Here is a 15,903-nt window from a genome sequence, read left to right on the forward strand (position 1 = left end):
CCTTGCGCCCTGAGTTATGAACAACCCTGGGGCGCAGTGCCGAGCAAAAAGAGTGTCGACAACAACAAGAAGGAGACAAGGGTATGAGCTTTGCGATCAAAGAATCGATCCTGGCCGGGATCATCGGCGGCATCATCGCGGCGATCCTGGCTTTTGCAGTCAACCATTTCATCGTGCCCTTCCCGCAGAGCGTTCTCGACAACTCGCTGGGCAATGGCATCAGCGGATTCGTCAGCGGTCTGCTGAGCGGCTTCATCGGCGTCTATCTGGTCTTGAAAAAAATGTCTGGCAAGGACGGCGCGGCTCTGCGCTGAAAGGCCTTGCCGATGAAGTTTCGGCTGGGAAATCTGGATTGACTGTTGGGGTTCGTATGAAAACAAAGCTGAAAGTCGCAATCATCGGCTCGGGCAATATCGGCACCGACCTGATGATCAAGATCCTGCGTAACGGCAAGAATCTGGAAATGGGCGCCATGGTCGGTATCGACCCGGCATCCGATGGTCTGGCACGCGCATCACGAATGGGCGTTGCCATCACTCATGAAGGCGTCGAGGGTTTGACCCGCCTGCCGGTGTTCCAGGACATCGACTTCGTCTTCGATGCAACCAGCGCTAGTGCTCATGTGAAGAACGACGCGTTCCTGCGGGGCCACAAGCCCGGTATTCGCATGATCGATCTAACGCCGGCGGCTATCGGGCCTTACTGTGTCCCGGTGGTCAATCTCGAGCACAACCTGCACGAGAGCAACGTGAACATGGTCACCTGTGGCGGTCAGGCCACCATTCCGATGGTGGCGGCTGTTTCACGGGTGGCCAAGGTTCATTACGGCGAAATCATCGCCTCGATTTCCAGCAAGTCGGCGGGGCCTGGCACCCGTGCCAACATCGATGAGTTCACCGAGACGACCTCAAAGGCCATCGAAGTGATCGGCGGTGCCCAGAAGGGCAAGGCCATCATCATCATGAACCCGGCTGAGCCACCGTTGATCATGCGCGACACCATCTACACGCTGTCCGACCCGGCCGATCAGGACAAGGTCGAGGTGTCCATCGAGGAGATGGCCGCAGCGGTGCAGTCTTACGTGCCGGGCTACCGCCTCAAGCAGAAGGTGCAGTTCGACGTCATCCCGGCTTCCGCACCGTTGAACATTCCTGGCTTGGGTCATCTGTCGGGTTTGAAGACTTCCGTGTTCCTCGAAGTCGAAGGGGCTGCCCACTATCTGCCGGCATACGCCGGTAACCTCGACATCATGACCTCCGCTGCGCTGGCTACGGCCGAGCGCATGGCCGAGTCGATGCTGCAGAACGCCTAAGGAGATCCCCCATGACCTTCAATCCCGGCAAGAAGCTGTATATCTCCGATGTGACCCTGCGCGATGGCAGCCACGCGATCCGCCACCAGTACTCGATCAAGAACGTCCAGGACATCGCCCGTGCGCTGGACCAGGCCAAGGTCGACTCCATCGAAGTCACCCACGGCGATGGCCTGCAAGGCTCCAGCTTCAACTACGGCTTTGGTGCGCATACTGACCTGGAGTGGATCGAGGCAGCCGCCGAGGTGATCGAATACGCCAAGATCACCGTGCTGCTGCTGCCCGGCATCGGTACCGTCCACGACCTCAAGGCGGCGTATGAGGCGGGGGCGCGTTCGGTACGTATCGCCACCCATTGCACCGAGGCGGATGTATCCCGGCAGCACATCGAATACGCCCGTGAACTGGGTATGGACACCGTTGGCTTCCTGATGATGAGCCACATGATCCCGGCTGAGCAGCTGGCGGCCCAGGGCAAGCTGATGGAGAGCTACGGTGCCCAGTGCATCTACATGGCTGACTCCGGTGGCGCGATGAACATGCAGGACATCCGTGACCGCATGCGCGCCTTCAAGGCGGTGCTCAATCCCGAGACCCAGACCGGCATGCACGCGCACCACAACCTCAGCCTGGGTGTGGCCAACTCGATCACGGCGGTGGAAGAGGGCTGCGACCGCATCGATGCCAGCCTGGCTGGAATGGGCGCGGGTGCTGGCAACGCGCCGTTGGAGGTGTTCATCGCCGCGGCTGAGCGTCTGGGCTGGAACCACGGCACCGATCTGTACCGCCTGATGGACGCCGCTGACGACCTGGTTCGTCCGTTGCAGGATCGCCCGGTGCGCGTTGACCGCGAAACCCTGGCCCTGGGCTACGCAGGCGTGTACTCCAGCTTCCTGCGGCACGCCGAAGTCGCCGCCGCCAAGTACGGGCTGAAGACCCTCGACATCCTGGTCGAACTGGGTCGGCGGCGCATGGTCGGCGGCCAGGAAGACATGATCGTCGACGTGGCCCTCGACCTGCTGGCCGCGCGCACGCCTAGCTGATCGATACGCGCTCCACTCCTGGCGCGGGAGGTCTCTTCCCATTGCCACACCCGGCCCCGTCAGGCCGTGTGAAAACTACTGCGCTCGGTTATGCGGCGTTAAAAACAGGCTCAAAATGCTCATTTACAGCTCGTAAACTGCGCTTTTTCGCCTGTTTTTGCCTTGCCTAACCTTCGCTCGCTACGTTTTCACACAGCCTGCCGTGCCGGGTTTTTTCTTGCCATTCTTCACTCCAAGGAAATCTGCCTTGAACAGCACAACCACCGCGCTGCGCCCCATTCCCCTGCCGCTGTTGTTCCTGCTCGGCAGCCTGGCGGCCATCGCGCCGCTGTCCACCGACATGTACCTGCCTGCGTTCGCCGCGATTCGTCAGGAAATCGGCCTGGCTGCTGGTGACGTGGAGTTAAGCTTCTCGTCCTATTTCATCGGCATGCTGATTGGCATGCTCTGCTATGGACCGGTCAGCGACCGCATCGGCCGCAAGCTGCCGCTGCTGGTCGGCCTCGGCCTGTACGTGTGTGCCAGCGCCGCCATCACCCAGGCCGGCGATCTCACCAACCTGGTGTTCTGGCGCTTCCTCCAGGGCCTGGGTGGCTGCGCCGGTGCGGTGCTGACCTTCGCCATCATCCGCGACCGCTGTGACATGGCACAGAGCGCCCACAACATCTCCCTGCTGGTCCTGATCATGGGCGCGGCGCCGGTACTGGCACCGCTGCTGGGCGGCTGGGTGATGGAACTGGCGGGCTGGCGCAACGTGTTCACCGCGTTGAGCCTGTTCGGCGTGGCGCTGTTTCTCTATGCGTTTGTGGTGCTCGACGAGCGTCCGGTCGCCCACCACGGCGACAGCGGGTTTTTCGCGGTGCTGCGTGAATACCTGGATCTGCTGAAGTCCAGCCGCTTCATGACCTTCGTGCTGATCCAGGCGCTGGTGATGGGCGGCATGTTCAGCTACATCATTGGTTCGCCGTCCGTATTGATGGATATCCACGGCATCTCGCCAGGCATGTTCGGTTACTTCTTCGGCGCCAACGCCATCGGTGTGATGATCGCCGGGCAGCTCAACCGCGCGTTGCTCAAGCGCTTCGCGCCGGTCGAGATTCTGCGGCCGGCGTTGTGGCTGCCGCTGCTCGGCGGAGCGCTACTGGTGATCGACGCGCAACTGGCCGAAAGCACCCTGTGGCTGGTGCTGCCGGGGTTCTTCCTCGCGGTGTGCAGCGTGGGCTTCGTCAATCCCAACGCTTCCGCGCTGGCCATGGCCGATCAGGGACGCCGCGCCGGCAAGGCCTCGGCGATTCTCAATGGCGCCATCTTCGGTTTCGGCATGCTCGCCGGTCTGCTGCTGAACCTGTGCTACACCGGCACCACCGCGACGGTGGCCTGGCTGATGTTCGGCTGTGCCATGCTGGCCATCTGCGTCGGGCGCCGTCTCTGAGAGCCTGCTCAAAGTCTGCTGCGCGTCGGCCCTGCTGCGTTAAAAACAGGCTCGGAATGCTCATTTACAACTCGTAAACTCCGCTTCCTCGCCGTTTTGACCAGCCGGAGGCTGTTACTAACGTAGCGCCTTGCATGGCTCTAGCTCGCGAGACTTTGAACAGTCTCTGAGCTCGCACCCCGTCGGGGCGCATGCTGCGCCCCGCGATCATCAGGTGCGGAAGCCCGCCACCGCGGCATTCAGCGTGCTGCCGAGCTGTTCCAGTTCCTGTACCGAACCTTCCAGTCGACCGCTGGCCTGGCTGCTCTGCTCGGCGATCTCGCGTACCCGCTCCATGCTGCGGCCGACCTGTTCGGCCACCGTGCTCTGCTCCTCGGCGGCGGCAGCGATCTGCTGGCTCATCTGCTCGACGGTCGACACTGCCGCGGTGATGGCCTGCAGCGCCTGCGAGGTCTGGGCCGTCAGCCCCACGCTCTCGCGGGTCAGCGACTGGCTGCCCTGTAGGCGTTCGGCGGCCTGCTCGGTGAGGCGGCGCAACTGGTGGACTATGGTGGCGATCTCATCGGTGGAGCTCTGCGTACGATGGGCCAGGCTGCGCACCTCGTCGGCCACCACCGCGAAGCCGCGGCCATGCTCGCCGGCGCGGGCGGCCTCGATGGCGGCATTGAGCGCCAGCAGGTTGGTCTGCTCGGCCAGGGCGTTGATCACGTCGAGCACCTTGCCGACCGCATGGCTCTCCTGCATCAGCAGCGCCATGGCCTCGGAGCAACCGCCCATCTCCACGGCCAGGTGATCGATCTGGGCACTGGCCTGGCGCACCAGTTGATCGCCGCGCTGCGCCTCGCGGTTGGCCTGATCGACCGCTGCGCAGGTGTCGACGGCGTTGCGTGCGACCTGCTGCGCGGTGGCGGTCATCTGCTGCATGGCGGTCGCCGCCAGTTCGGTTTCCGCGTTCTGCTTTTCCACGCCCTGGGTGGTGTGGTCGGCAACCTGCACCACGCCGTGGGCGGCCTGGTTCAACTGGCCGACGCCCTGGCCGATGCGCCCGACCAGGCTGCGCAGGCTGTCGAGCATGCTGGCCACACTGGCGATCAGCTGACCCAGTTCATCGCGGCGTCCCTGGGCATCGATCTGCGCGCTGAGGTCGCCGGAGGTGACGCGCTGGGTCAGTTCCAGGGCCTGGCGCAGCGGCTGCAGGATCAGGTGGCGGATCAGCACGGCGGCGCCGATGCCGAAGGCGAGCGACAGCAGCAGGATCACGCCGAGCAGGCGCGAGACCTGCTGGCTCATTTGCTGCCAGGTCTGCTCCTGGGCCGCCATCACTGCGCCGAGCCGCGCGCTGACCTGCTCGGAGGCCTGGTTCATCGCCGTCTGGCTGTCGGCCGCGCGGGTTCTGCCCGAGGCGAAGCGCTCGAATGCCTGGCGATACTCGTTCAGCGCCTGGTTCGCCTGGGCCAGCGATTCCTGTTCGGCACCTTCCAGCTGGCGTGACAGGCTGTCCAGGTAGGTGAGCAGCTCGGTCATGCGGGTTTCCCAGTCATCGTGGGCGCGATGGCTGCCCTCGTGGGCGAAGTACAGTTCGCTGTCGCGCAGGTTGGCCAGCTTGTCGCGCAGCATCGCGGCCTGCTCGAGCAGCATCATGCGCGTCGACGGTATGGGCTGGCCCTGCTCGGCCAGGGTATTGAGCGCGTCGAGCTGGTCGAGCAATACATCGGTGAAGCGCTCGCCAAGCGTTTGCGCCAGTTCCTGCATGCGCATCCGCGCTTCGCGCTCCTCCCGCAGGGCCTGGGCATACTGCTGGAACTGGGCGAGATAAGCCTTGGCGGCATTACTGGAACTCGCCGCATCGGCATTGGCCGCGTGGTGCTGCTGGAGCAGGCCGACCAGTTCGTCGATCAGCGCGGCGACCCGCTTGGCTGCGTCGGTGGCCAGCGTCAGGCCGAACTCCTTCTCCGTGGCACGCGCCTGCAGCATCAGCGCGTGCACGCCACCCAGCTCGCGGATGGTCTCGCCGCGCGCCTCCAGCCGGTGCAGCGCATGGAAGGCGGTGAGTGCCACGCCCAGGGTCGAGAGCAGCACCAGGCCGAAGCCGAGCGAGAGTTTTACCCCAACCGAAAGATTGCCGAGTACGCGATTGAACATGGAGTCACCTTGCTTGAGGCCCTGGGTGGCATGGGCGCCGGGTAGGCTGGTGGGCTATGTCCGCGGAGCAGGGCAGCCGTGCCAGCGCTGCCCGCCGTCAACAACGCACCTGCACCGGCCTGACGCTGGAGGTGGTAGGAGTGGAACGGGACTGGTCAGGCGCCGCGCAATCGACGTTGCGGTCTGTGCCTGGCGGGAAGCGGTCGCGAGTACTTCATGTCGATTCTTCTTGTTGTGTTGAGATGAAGAGCAGGGTGGCGCGCCGTGTCCGGGAGTATGTGCCGGAGCGCTGCATGCCAGCATGCAGGCCCCGGCCGGGTGGACTCAGCCGAGCAGGCTTTTCAGATCCACGCGGGTGTCGGCAATCAGCGCCTTGTCCGGCGAGATGCCGCCTGCCAGCAGCTTGCGGCTCTGGATATGCTCCAGTGGCTGGTTGATGGAGTCGACGGCGATCAGCGTCTGCTCGCGGTAGTGGAACACCGAGAAGCGTCCCTGGGCGGGGTCGCCTCGGGTGACGCAATCGGTCCGGCCGATCGACAGGCCGACCATCTGCAGCTTGACCTCGCCCTGGTCGGACCAGAACCAGGGCACCGCCTGATAGCGTGCCTCGCTGCCGCAGATGACCTGGGCAACCAGACGCGCCTGGTCGTTGGCATTCTGGATCGATTCCAGGCGCACGCGCGCGCCACCGGCATAGGCATGTTCATGGGATGCGCAGTCGCCGATGGCGAAGACGTTCGGCGCTGAGGTGCGCAGCTGGGCATCGACCAGGATGCCGTTGCCGCACTCGATACCGGCCGCCTGGGCCAGCTCGCTGTTGGCGATACCCCCCGCACCGACGATGACAAGGTCCGCCGGTCGCTCGCCCGAGCAGCAGCGCACGCCGCTGACCCGGCGCTGTTCGCCGATGAAGGCTTCGACGCAGGCATTCAGTTCGATGGTCATCCCCTTGGCGCGGTGCTTCTGCGTGACGAACTCGGAAACCTCCGGGGCCACTGAGCGCTCCATGATCCGCGAAGCGGTCTCCAGTACCGTGACCTGCTTGCCGAGTTGGCGTGCGGTGACGGCCAGCTCGAGGCCGATGAATCCGCCGCCCACTACGACCACCGCTTGGCAGTTGGCCAGGTTTTGGCGGATGCGCCGGGCATCCGCGAGGGTGCGCAGGGTCTCGATGCCCTGCAGGTCGTTGCCGGGCAGTGGCAGGGTGCGTGCGCGGGCGCCGGTGGCCAGGATCAGGTGCTCATAAGCCAGAGCTTCGCCATGGCTCAGGGCCACGCGCTGGTTGGCCGTGTCGATGGCGGTGACGCGCACGCCGAGGCGCAGGTCGATCTGCTTTTCGTCGTAGAAGCTTTCCTGCTCGAGCAGCAGCTTCTTTTCGTCGTCCGCACTGTCGCTGCTGATGAAGGCCTTGGACAGCGGCGGGCGGTGGTAGGGGTAGTCGGCTTCATCACTGAGCAGGGTGATCTTGCCGGTATATTCCTGCGCGCGCAGGGCCGAGGCCAGGCTCACCCCACCATGCCCGGCGCCAACGATGACGACACCTTTATTCATGATTGTTGTTCTCTGTTTTGCTGGGTCGATCGATGGCGAGCCGGCGCGCTGGCAAGGCGAATGGGTCCCTTGCTGGTCCGGCTCGACTGTCTCCTGGCGGCTCAAACCACCAGATACTGCTTGAGCAGCTTCTCCACTTGCGCTGGTGCCTCGTGGTTGCAGATGTGGCCGACGCTGCCGATCACGGCGAGCTGCATGCGCGGATTCTGCGCAGCCATCTGGCGCATGTCGGCCACCGGGCCGCCGCCATGATCGTGCTCGCCGGCCACCAGCAGTGCCGGTACCTGGATATCGTTGAAACGCTCGGCGAAGTCCATTTCGATGAAGGCGCGGACATAGGCGAGGTAGCCTTCCAGGGTGGTGCCTTTCATCATCGTGCGCAGCAGCTGGTCGACCTCGGGGCGGGCCGCCCTGAACTCCGGGCTCAGCCAGCGATCGACGGTGACGTCGGCCAGCTTGTCCATGCCCTGGGCCTGCGCGGCTTCGCAGCGGGCCTGCCAGAATTCGCGGCGATCATCAGGCTGGCGCGGTCGGCAGCAGAAGGCGACCAGGCGCTCGATGCGCTGCGGATGTTCGAGGGCCAGGGCCAGGGCCAGCGAACCGCCGAAACCCAGGCCGACCACGCTGGAGCGCTCGATGCCGAGCGTGTCCCACAGCTGCACGACGCCTTCGACGATGTCGGCGAAGCGGCAATCCTGCGGCGGCAGCGGGCTTTGGCCATGCCCCCAGGGGTCAAAGCACAGCACCCGAAAATGCCCGGCCAGCGCCTCGGCCTGCTGGGCCCAGAAGCTCGCATCGTTGCCGATGCCGGGGATGAAGGTCAGCCATGGCGCGCCTTCCGGGCCCTGGATGACATGGTGAAACGTCGGCAGTGTCTTCATGGAACAAGCTCCTCTCGCTGGCCGCAGGTTACGAACCGTCAGCAGCTGGAGCTAGTTGAAGAGCTGGATGGCTGCTATCCGGGCAATGCATGGCTGGTGCCGCAGCACGTGCAGCGCTGGTCGCGTGCGCTGCAAGGAGCTGTGTCGGCTTCGTGCAGCAGGGTCGGTAGGGTTTGCGCGTGGTCCGCGCCGGGCCAGGGATGGGCTAATAGAAAGCTGAGTTACCGCTTTTGCAGGTGGCCTGGGCAGGCTTTGTCCATAAGATCGTTGCATGCTTGGCTTCACGCGCCTCAGCGTTACCGTGCAGCGCGCAAGCTAGAGCTTTTCACTGCGTCCAGGCCTAAGGAAAACAATAATATGACAACGCTCATTGATACCGTCCTGATCGTCGGCGGCGGCTTTTCCGGTATGTCCGCCGCCATCGAATTGCGCAAGCGCGGGGTGGCGGTAGACCTCGTCGAGATCGATCCGGGCTGGCGCAGCTATGGCGCCGGTATCAGCATCGGCGGCCCCACGCTGCGGGCCTTTCGTACGCTCGGTATCCTCGAGCGTTTCCTGGTCGAGGGTTACGCCTGCGACGGCCTGGATATTTTCTCGCAGGACGGCCAGCTGCTCACCCAGGTGCCGACGCCGCGTATCGCCGGGGAGGACGTGCCAGGTAGTGGTGCCATCATGCGCCCGGTGCTGGCGAGGATTCTGGCCGATGCGACGCGTGTCTGCGGCACGTCCGTGCGACTGGGTTGCACGGTGACGGCGTTGGAGCAGCACCCTGATCGGGTGGACGTGAGCTTCACCGATGGCAGCCAGCGCCGCTATGACCTGGTGATAGCCGCCGATGGTCTGTACTCGGCAATGCGCGAGCGGATCCTGCCCGATGCGCCGAAGCCGAACTACAGCGGACAGGGTGTATGGCGCGCCGTGTTGCCGCGTCCGGCCGAGATCACCAAGACCATTCTGTGGGTCGGTAGCGACGTGAAGGTCGGTCTCAACCCGGTCTCGCAGGACGAGATGTATCTGTTCGTCAACGAGAACCGCCCGACCAATGAATACATCCCGCCCGAGGAGTTCCTGCCGCGGCTGCGTGGCCTGCTCGAACCCTTTTCCGCCGCCGAAGTACGCCAGGCCAGCGCGCAGTTGAACGAGGATTCGTTGGTTATCTATCGGCCTCTTGAGGGATTGCTGGTGACGCAACCCTGGTACCAGGGGCGTGTGGTGCTGATCGGCGATACGGTGCATGCCACCACGCCGCACCTGGCTTCCGGCGCCTGCATCGGCATCGAGGATGCCATCGTGCTGGCCGAGGAACTGGAGGCTGCCGCCAGCCTGCCATCCGCTTTGCAGCGCTTTCAGCAGCGCCGCTGGGAACGTTGCCGCATGGTCGTACAAAACTCCGCCCGCCTAGGCGAGATCGAGATCAGCGGCGGCGACAAGCAGGAGCACATGCGCATCATGCACGACTCTTTCCAGGCCCTGGCCTGTCCGATTTGAACCGATGCACCACGTTGGGAGACGTTCATGCAGTTACTGAAAGATGATGTGGTACTGGTCACCGGTGGTGGTTCGGGGTTGGGCCTGGGTGTGGCGCGCTATTGCCGGGCCGAGGGCGCCGAGGTGGTGATCTTCGAGATATCCGCGGAAAAAGTTCGGCAGCTCAGGGAGGAATTCGGCCCCGAGGTACTGGTCATCCAGGGCGACGTGACCAAGCTGGCCGATCTTCGGGCCTGCCGTGCGGCCATTCTCGAGCGCCATGGCCGGCTCAACGCGTTGATCGGCGCGCAGGGCATCTTCGACGGCAATATCCCGTTGCTGCAGATGCCGGAGGATCGCCTGGATACCCTGTTCGACGAGATCTTCCACGTCAACGTCAAGGGCTACATGCTCTGCGCCCGGGTGTTCTTCGACCTGCTGCAGGCGACCGAGGGCGCGATGGTGCTGACCACTTCGACGGCCGCCTATGCCGCCGATGGCGGCGGGCTGGTCTATACGGCCAGCAAGGGCGCCATTCGCAGCCTGGTTAACCAGCTGGCGTTCGAGTTCGCGCCGCATGTCCGGGTCAATGGCGTGGCGCCTGCTGGCATCGCCAACAGCCAACTGAGCGGTCCCCGTTCGCTGGGACTCGAGGGGCAGAAGCAGTCCGACATCCCCAAGGATGCCTTCCTCTCGATGTTCCGCTCGTTGAGCCTGCTGCAGGAGTTGCCGACGGCCGAAGATCACGGGCCGATCTATGCCTTCCTGGCGTCGCGGCACAACAAGATCATGACCGGGCAAACCGTGGTGGCGGATCAGGGCCTGCTTAATCGCGCCGTGCTGAAAACGGCAGGCTGACTCGGGATACAGGCCTGGTCAGAGCCGTGGCCCTGGGGGCTCAGGCGGGCCTGTTCTTGAGCAGGAGCGGGGCTTCCTGCTCCAGCAGCTTTTGCACTGTGCGCGTGGCCAGGGTGTTGGGACGCCGCAGTGAACTGGCAAGCACGACGCTGCGCAGCAGTTCCGGTTTGATGATCCGCGAGACCGCGAAGCGTGAGTCGTCGATATGCTCGAACAGCCCCGAGGTGATGGCATAGCCACCACCGGCCGCGACGATTTCCCACTGCAGGCGAATCGAGTCGGCCTCGACGGCACAGTTGAAGAACAGGTCGTGCGATTTGGACAGCTTCTCCAGGCGAATGCGCAGCGGGTGCGGCCTGGATGGGAGGACCAGGGGAATGCTCTGCAATACGGCCAGTTCGACCGTGGGTTGTGCCACCGCCGGGTCGCCAGCCCGTCCGATCAGCATCAGTTTGGGTTGCACCAGTACCGACTCGTCGGCGCTCGACACATCGCCTTCGCGCAGCAGGATGGCCATGTCGATCCGCCCTTCGCTGATCAGCTCCTCCAGGTGCGCGCTGCTGCCGTCGCACAGATGCAGTTTGATCCGCGGGTAGCGCTCACGAAGCATTTTGAATAAAGGGCCGGCCAGCGGAACCACGGTCGAGGGCAGTAAACCGACCTTGACCTCACCGATCGGCACGCCGCCGGAGGTGCGGATCACGTCGGAGATTTCTTCCGACTCGCCGGCCAGCGCTTCGATACGCGGCAGCAGTTGCATGCCGAACTCGGTCAGGGTCACGCCACGCCCGGTACGGTTGAACAGGCGCACACCGCAATCTCTTTCCAGCTGGGAAATGTGGCGGCTGATCATCGATTGCGGAACGTCGAGGATCACGGCCGCCTGGGTCAGACTACCCAGCTTGGCCACCTTGATGAAGTGGTGCCACTTGGGATCTAGAATCGATTGCAAAACGGCGTTTCCTCTTGAAGATCAAAGGTTTTATTGGTGCTCGTTTGAATCCCATACGCGCAGAAGAGTATTCCACTCATCACCAGCCAGCGCCATTGGGCTAATGAACTGCCCAATGGCGGTGCCTCACAGCTCGATAGACGTAGCCCGTGTCCGCTAACGCCAAGCCCGTGGGGTTCGCGGGCAGTGAGCAGGCAGCCTTGTCTTACTTGAAATCTGAAAAATAGAAACCTGAGTTCGCGCCTAGTGGATGGTTGGGGTTCAGCCAATCCCGAGCGGCAGACCTAAAGTCGAGCCTTTGCATTTGATTGGTTGCAGGCGCGCTTAGAAAATCAGCGCTGGATGGTTCGCTGGTGAAACGGGGAATGAACGGGGAAAGTATCAGGGGCTGAAACAACAAGGGGTTAGGCTGTTACGCCTAACCCCTTGATTTTATTGGTGGGCCCACACGGACTCGAACCGTGGACCAAAGGATTATGAGTCCTCTGCTCTAACCAACTGAGCTATAGGCCCCCAGAAGGCCGGCGGATTATACCGGTGCCTTCTCGGCGGCGCCAATCGCATGGCGTGGGTTGAGGAAATGGCTGGCGAAGGCCTCGGCCGGCAGCGGCTGGCTGACCAGGAAACCCTGGATCTGCACGCAGCCTTCGCGGGCGAGGAAGTCTTGCTGGGCCTGGGTTTCCACCCCTTCGGCGATCACCGTCAGCTGCATGCTGCGCGCCAGGGCGAGGATGGCGCGGGTGATGGCGGCGTCGTGCGGGTCGTCCGGCAGGCCGCTGACGAAGGATTTGTCGATCTTCAGGGTGTCCAGCGGCAGGCGCTTGAGGTAGCTCAGCGAGGAGTAGCCGGTGCCGAAGTCGTCGATCGCCAGCTGCAGGCCCAGGGCCTTCAGTTCGTGGAGGATCGCCAGGGCCTGTTCGGTCTGGCTCATGATGAAGCTTTCGGTGATCTCCAGCTGCAGCAGGGCGGCCGGCAGCGCGTAGTTGCTCAGCAGTTTGGCGATGCGCTGGACCAGTTGTGGCTGGCGCAGTTGGCTGCCGGCGAGATTGACCGAGAGCGGGCCGAAGGGCGCGTGCTGCTGTTGCCACAGGCTCATCTGCCGGCAGGCTTCCTGTAGCGCCCAGTCGCCGAGGGGCAGGATCAGGCCGCTGTCCTCGGCCAGCGGAATGAAGCGGTCGGGCGGGATCTCGCCGAGTTGCGGATGATGCCAGCGCAGCAGCGCTTCGGCACCGATCAGTTGGCGGTTGGTCAGCGACAGTTTCGGCTGGTAGTAGAGACTGAACTCCTTGCGCTCCAGGGCGCGGCGCAGTTCGTGTTCGAGGGCCATGCGCTCGGTGGCCTGGTAGGTCAGGTCGCGGGTGTAGAACTCGGCGCGGTTGCGGCCCTTGGCCTTGGAGCGGTACATGGCGGCGTCGGCGTTCTTGACCAGGGTGGCGACGTCTTTGCCATCCTGGGGGAACAGGCTGATACCGATGCTGGCGCTGATGAAGAACTCGTGAGCGCCGGCGGGGAACGGGGCGCCGAAGCAGTTCAGCAGCTTGTCGGCGACATGCTCGGCATCGCTGGCTTGATGCAGGCCGGGCAGCAGGATGATGAACTCGTCGCCGCCGAGGCGGGCGACGGTGTCGATGTCGCGCAGCTGGTCGCGTAGGCGCAGGGCGATGCTTTTCAGCAGCTGATCGCCGACCGGGTGGCCGAGGCTGTCGTTGATGTGCTTGAAGCGGTCGAGGTCGAGGAACAGCACGGCACCTTGGCGGTTGTCGGCCTGGGCGTCCTGCAGGGCCGTGCGCAGGCGGTTCTCGAACAGCAGGCGGTTGGGCAGGCCGGTCAACGGGTCGTGGTGGGCCTGGTAGTCCAGGCGTGCCTGGGCGTGCTTGAGGGTGGAGATGTCGGCGAATACGCCGACGAAATGGGTGATCTCAGCGCTGCTGTTGCGTACGGCGCTGATGGTCAGCCATTCCGGGTAGGGCTCGCCGCTCTTGCGCCGGTTCCAGATCTCGCCCTGCCAGTGGCCGTCGGCGGCCAACTGGTGCCACATGGCGACGTAGAAGGCGCTGTCGTGCTGCCCGGAAGCCAGCAGGCGCGGGGTCTGGCCGAGCACTTCGGCTTCGCTGTAGCCGGTGATCTCGCTGAAGGCGCGGTTGACCGCGGTGATGCGCTGCTGGGTGTCGGTGATCAGCACCCCTTCGGCGGTGCTTTCGAACACGGTGGCGGCCTGTTGCAGTGTTTCCTGCATCAGCTGGCGTTCGGTGATGTCGCGGGCGATGGTCAGCATGCAGGGTTCGTCGCCGATCACGATGGCTTGCGTGGACAGCTCGCAGAGGCGTTGCTGCCCATCGCGGGTCAGGATCGGGGCCATGAAGTCGCGAGCGCTGCCATCGCGTTGCAGTAGCTCGATCATGCGCAGGCGATCCGCCGGGTCGGCCCAGATGCCGAGCTGCAGGGTGGTGTGCGTCGCGGCATCGCCGGGGCTGTAGCCGGTGATGCGGGTGAAGCCCTCGTTGGCCTCGATCAGCAGGCCGTCGCGCAGGCGGGTGATCAGCAGCCCATCCGGCGAGGCGTGGAAGGCCTTGGCGAACTTCTCTTCGGAGCGCTGCAGTTGCTGCTGGGTCTCCTTCAGCTGGCTGACGTCGCGCACCGCCACGACCAGCGCCGGGGTGTGCTCGAACTGGATCTGCTGGGCCGAGATCAGGCCGGTGAAGCGCTCACCGTTACGGCGGCGGAAGGGCATTTCCAGATTGTGCAGATTCTGTTGTTGCAGCAGTTGCAACAGGCCGGGGCCGATATCCGGAATGCCCCAGATATCCAGCTCGGTGGAGGTCTTGCCGAGGGCTTCGGCGGCGCTGATGCCGAGTTGCTGCTCGAAGGTGCGGTTGACCGTCAGCAAGCGCCCGTCTTCGCGGCTGGCGATGACCAGGATATCCGGGCAGTGGTGGAACACCGAGGTGAACTGCTGTTCGGACAGGCGCAAGGCCTGCTCGGTCTGCTTGGCTTCGGTGACGTCGATCATCAGGCCGCGCATCAGCAGGCCGTCGCCGTGCGGGATCAGGGTGACTATGTCACGCAGCCAGAGCACCCGGCCGTCGGCGGCGAGCATCCGGTAGTCGAGGCTGTGGTCGCGGCCGGCGGCGCTTTCGCTGAGACGGTAGTCGATGGCTTGCTGGGCGTCGTCCGGATGCAGGGTGCGTTGCCAGAAGCCGGGTTGTCGCCATTCGTAGAGCGGGTAGCCGAGGAGTTTTTCCGCATGCGGCGAAACGTAGGTGAAGCAGTAGTCGGACGGGCGCATTTCCCAGGCGATGGCCGAGAGGCTTTCGACCAGGCCGCGATAGTGCTGCTCGCTGGCGCGCAGTTCCTGCTCGAGGGCGACGCGCTGACCGATCTCGGCGCTCAGGCGGCGGTTGATGCGCAGGATCATGGCGAGCACGGCAAGCACCAGCAGCAGCCCGGGCAGGCCATAGAGCAGCAGTTCGCGCCAGATGCTGCGGCGGTCGAGGAGGCTGCCGACCCAGGGCTCCTGCAGGGCGCTGACTTCTTCGCGGCTGAGCTCGGCGAACAGCTTGTCGAGGATGCCGACTAAGGCTTCCTGGCCATGCGGCACGGCCATGGCCAGCTGGTAGCGGTACGGGGTTTCGCCGCTGATGTAGAGGCCTTCCAGCTTGAGCTGGCGCAGGCTCCAGACGCTGGAGGCGAGGTCGCCGACGAAGGCGTCGGCCTGGCCGGTCGCCAAGGCCTGGAGGGCGGCGTTGACGTTGGCCAGGGGCAAGAGGTTGAGGTCGGGATGCTGGTTGCGCAGCAGTTCGTGCGGGGCGTAGTCGCGGACGATGGCGATCTTCAGCCCGTATAGCTCCGTCAGGGTGCGCGGCTGCGGGCCATCTTGGCGGGCGAGGATGACGATCGGGAAGTCGAGGTAGGGGCGGGTGAAGCTCAGGTAGGTCTGGCGTTCGGGCGTTGACATCACTCCCGGCAGCAGATCCAGTTTGCCGGCCTTGGCCTGATCCAGCACCTCGCTCCAGCTGCTCGGTTCGACCGGTTGCAGCTGGATGCCCAGACGTTGCTCGATCAGCTGGACGTAGTCGGCCGCCAGCCCCTGATAGCGGTTGTGTTGGTCGCGGAACTCGAAGGGTGGCCAGGAGGCATCGACGCCCAGTTGCAGCTGGGGATGGGCGGCCAGCCAGGCACGTTCGTCCTCGCTCAGCGTCAGGGCCATGGCCGAGGCCGTGCACAGCGCCAGACATAGCAGAAGAATGGCCGGCAGTCGCGGCATG

The 15,903-nt window shown here is 64.3% G+C and carries 11 protein-coding genes, 1 tRNA gene and 1 pseudogene; 6 read left to right on the forward strand and 7 right to left on the reverse strand.

Translation table 11 applies throughout. The features are described from left to right. Window positions 1-83: 83 nt before the first annotated feature. The 4 genes from D3880_RS02355 to D3880_RS02370 all read left to right on the forward strand — a co-directional run bounded on the left by D3880_RS02355 (window position 84) and on the right by D3880_RS02370 (window position 3,787). On the forward strand, window positions 84-314 hold the full coding sequence (locus tag D3880_RS02355; protein WP_119891936.1) for a hypothetical protein: 231 nt from the start codon (window positions 84-86) through the stop codon (window positions 312-314). 56 nt (window positions 315-370) lie between these two features. Next, on the forward strand, window positions 371-1,312 hold the full coding sequence (locus D3880_RS02360; protein WP_119891937.1) for an acetaldehyde dehydrogenase (acetylating): 942 nt from the start codon (window positions 371-373) through the stop codon (window positions 1,310-1,312). An 11-nt stretch (window positions 1,313-1,323) separates the two neighbouring features. Continuing rightward, window positions 1,324-2,355, forward strand: a complete 1,032-nt coding sequence (gene dmpG, locus D3880_RS02365; RefSeq protein ID WP_119891938.1) for a 4-hydroxy-2-oxovalerate aldolase — start codon at window positions 1,324-1,326, stop codon at window positions 2,353-2,355. A 247-nt stretch (window positions 2,356-2,602) separates the two neighbouring features. Beyond that, window positions 2,603-3,787, forward strand: a complete 1,185-nt coding sequence (locus D3880_RS02370; protein WP_162934924.1) for a multidrug effflux MFS transporter — start codon at window positions 2,603-2,605, stop codon at window positions 3,785-3,787. 210 nt (window positions 3,788-3,997) lie between these two features. Here D3880_RS02370 and D3880_RS23295 read toward each other — a convergent pair whose 3' ends face one another. From D3880_RS23295 to D3880_RS02390, 4 genes and pseudogenes are all read right to left on the reverse strand, one after another. After that, window positions 3,998-4,861 carry a methyl-accepting chemotaxis protein gene (locus D3880_RS23295; RefSeq protein WP_420800857.1) on the reverse strand — a complete coding sequence of 288 codons (864 nt, stop codon included), beginning with the start codon at window positions 4,859-4,861 and terminating at the stop codon, window positions 3,998-4,000. A gap of 42 nt (window positions 4,862-4,903) precedes the next feature. After that, window positions 4,904-5,929, reverse strand: a pseudogene (locus D3880_RS23300) (methyl-accepting chemotaxis protein); the annotation flags it as partial. Window positions 5,930-6,253: 324 nt separating this feature from the next. Then, the gene (locus D3880_RS02385) at window positions 6,254-7,480 is read right to left on the reverse strand and encodes an NAD(P)/FAD-dependent oxidoreductase (protein WP_119891941.1); all 1,227 of its coding nucleotides are present in this window, start codon (window positions 7,478-7,480) and stop codon (window positions 6,254-6,256) included. Between the two features lie 101 nt (window positions 7,481-7,581). Beyond that, window positions 7,582-8,361, reverse strand: coding sequence for an alpha/beta fold hydrolase (locus D3880_RS02390; RefSeq protein WP_119891942.1), 780 nt, complete (start codon window positions 8,359-8,361; stop codon window positions 7,582-7,584). 357 nt (window positions 8,362-8,718) lie between these two features. On the opposite strand from D3880_RS02390, the gene D3880_RS02395 reads away from it, so the two are divergent. Further along, a complete protein-coding gene (locus D3880_RS02395) occupies window positions 8,719-9,849 on the forward strand; it encodes an FAD-dependent oxidoreductase (RefSeq protein WP_119891943.1) in 1,131 nt (376 codons plus the stop codon). Window positions 9,850-9,876: 27 nt separating this feature from the next. After that, a complete protein-coding gene (locus tag D3880_RS02400; RefSeq protein ID WP_119891944.1) occupies window positions 9,877-10,686 on the forward strand; it encodes an SDR family oxidoreductase in 810 nt (269 codons plus the stop codon). A gap of 40 nt (window positions 10,687-10,726) precedes the next feature. On the opposite strand, the gene D3880_RS02405 is transcribed toward D3880_RS02400, so the two are convergent. The 3 genes from D3880_RS02405 to D3880_RS02415 all read right to left on the reverse strand — a co-directional run bounded on the left by D3880_RS02405 (window position 10,727) and on the right by D3880_RS02415 (window position 15,902). Then, window positions 10,727-11,638 carry a LysR family transcriptional regulator gene (locus D3880_RS02405; protein ID WP_119891945.1) on the reverse strand — a complete coding sequence of 304 codons (912 nt, stop codon included), beginning with the start codon at window positions 11,636-11,638 and terminating at the stop codon, window positions 10,727-10,729. Window positions 11,639-12,074: 436 nt separating this feature from the next. After that, window positions 12,075-12,151 (reverse strand) — tRNA-Ile (locus tag D3880_RS02410). Window positions 12,152-12,167: 16 nt separating this feature from the next. Further along, window positions 12,168-15,902: a bifunctional diguanylate cyclase/phosphodiesterase gene (locus D3880_RS02415; RefSeq protein WP_119891946.1), complete on the reverse strand. Its 3,735-nt coding sequence runs from the start codon at window positions 15,900-15,902 to the stop codon at window positions 12,168-12,170. Window position 15,903 lies beyond the last annotated feature (1 nt).

It is taken from the genome of Pseudomonas cavernae (assembly GCF_003595175.1).
In the GTDB taxonomy this organism is placed as follows: domain Bacteria; phylum Pseudomonadota; class Gammaproteobacteria; order Pseudomonadales; family Pseudomonadaceae; genus Aquipseudomonas; species Aquipseudomonas cavernae.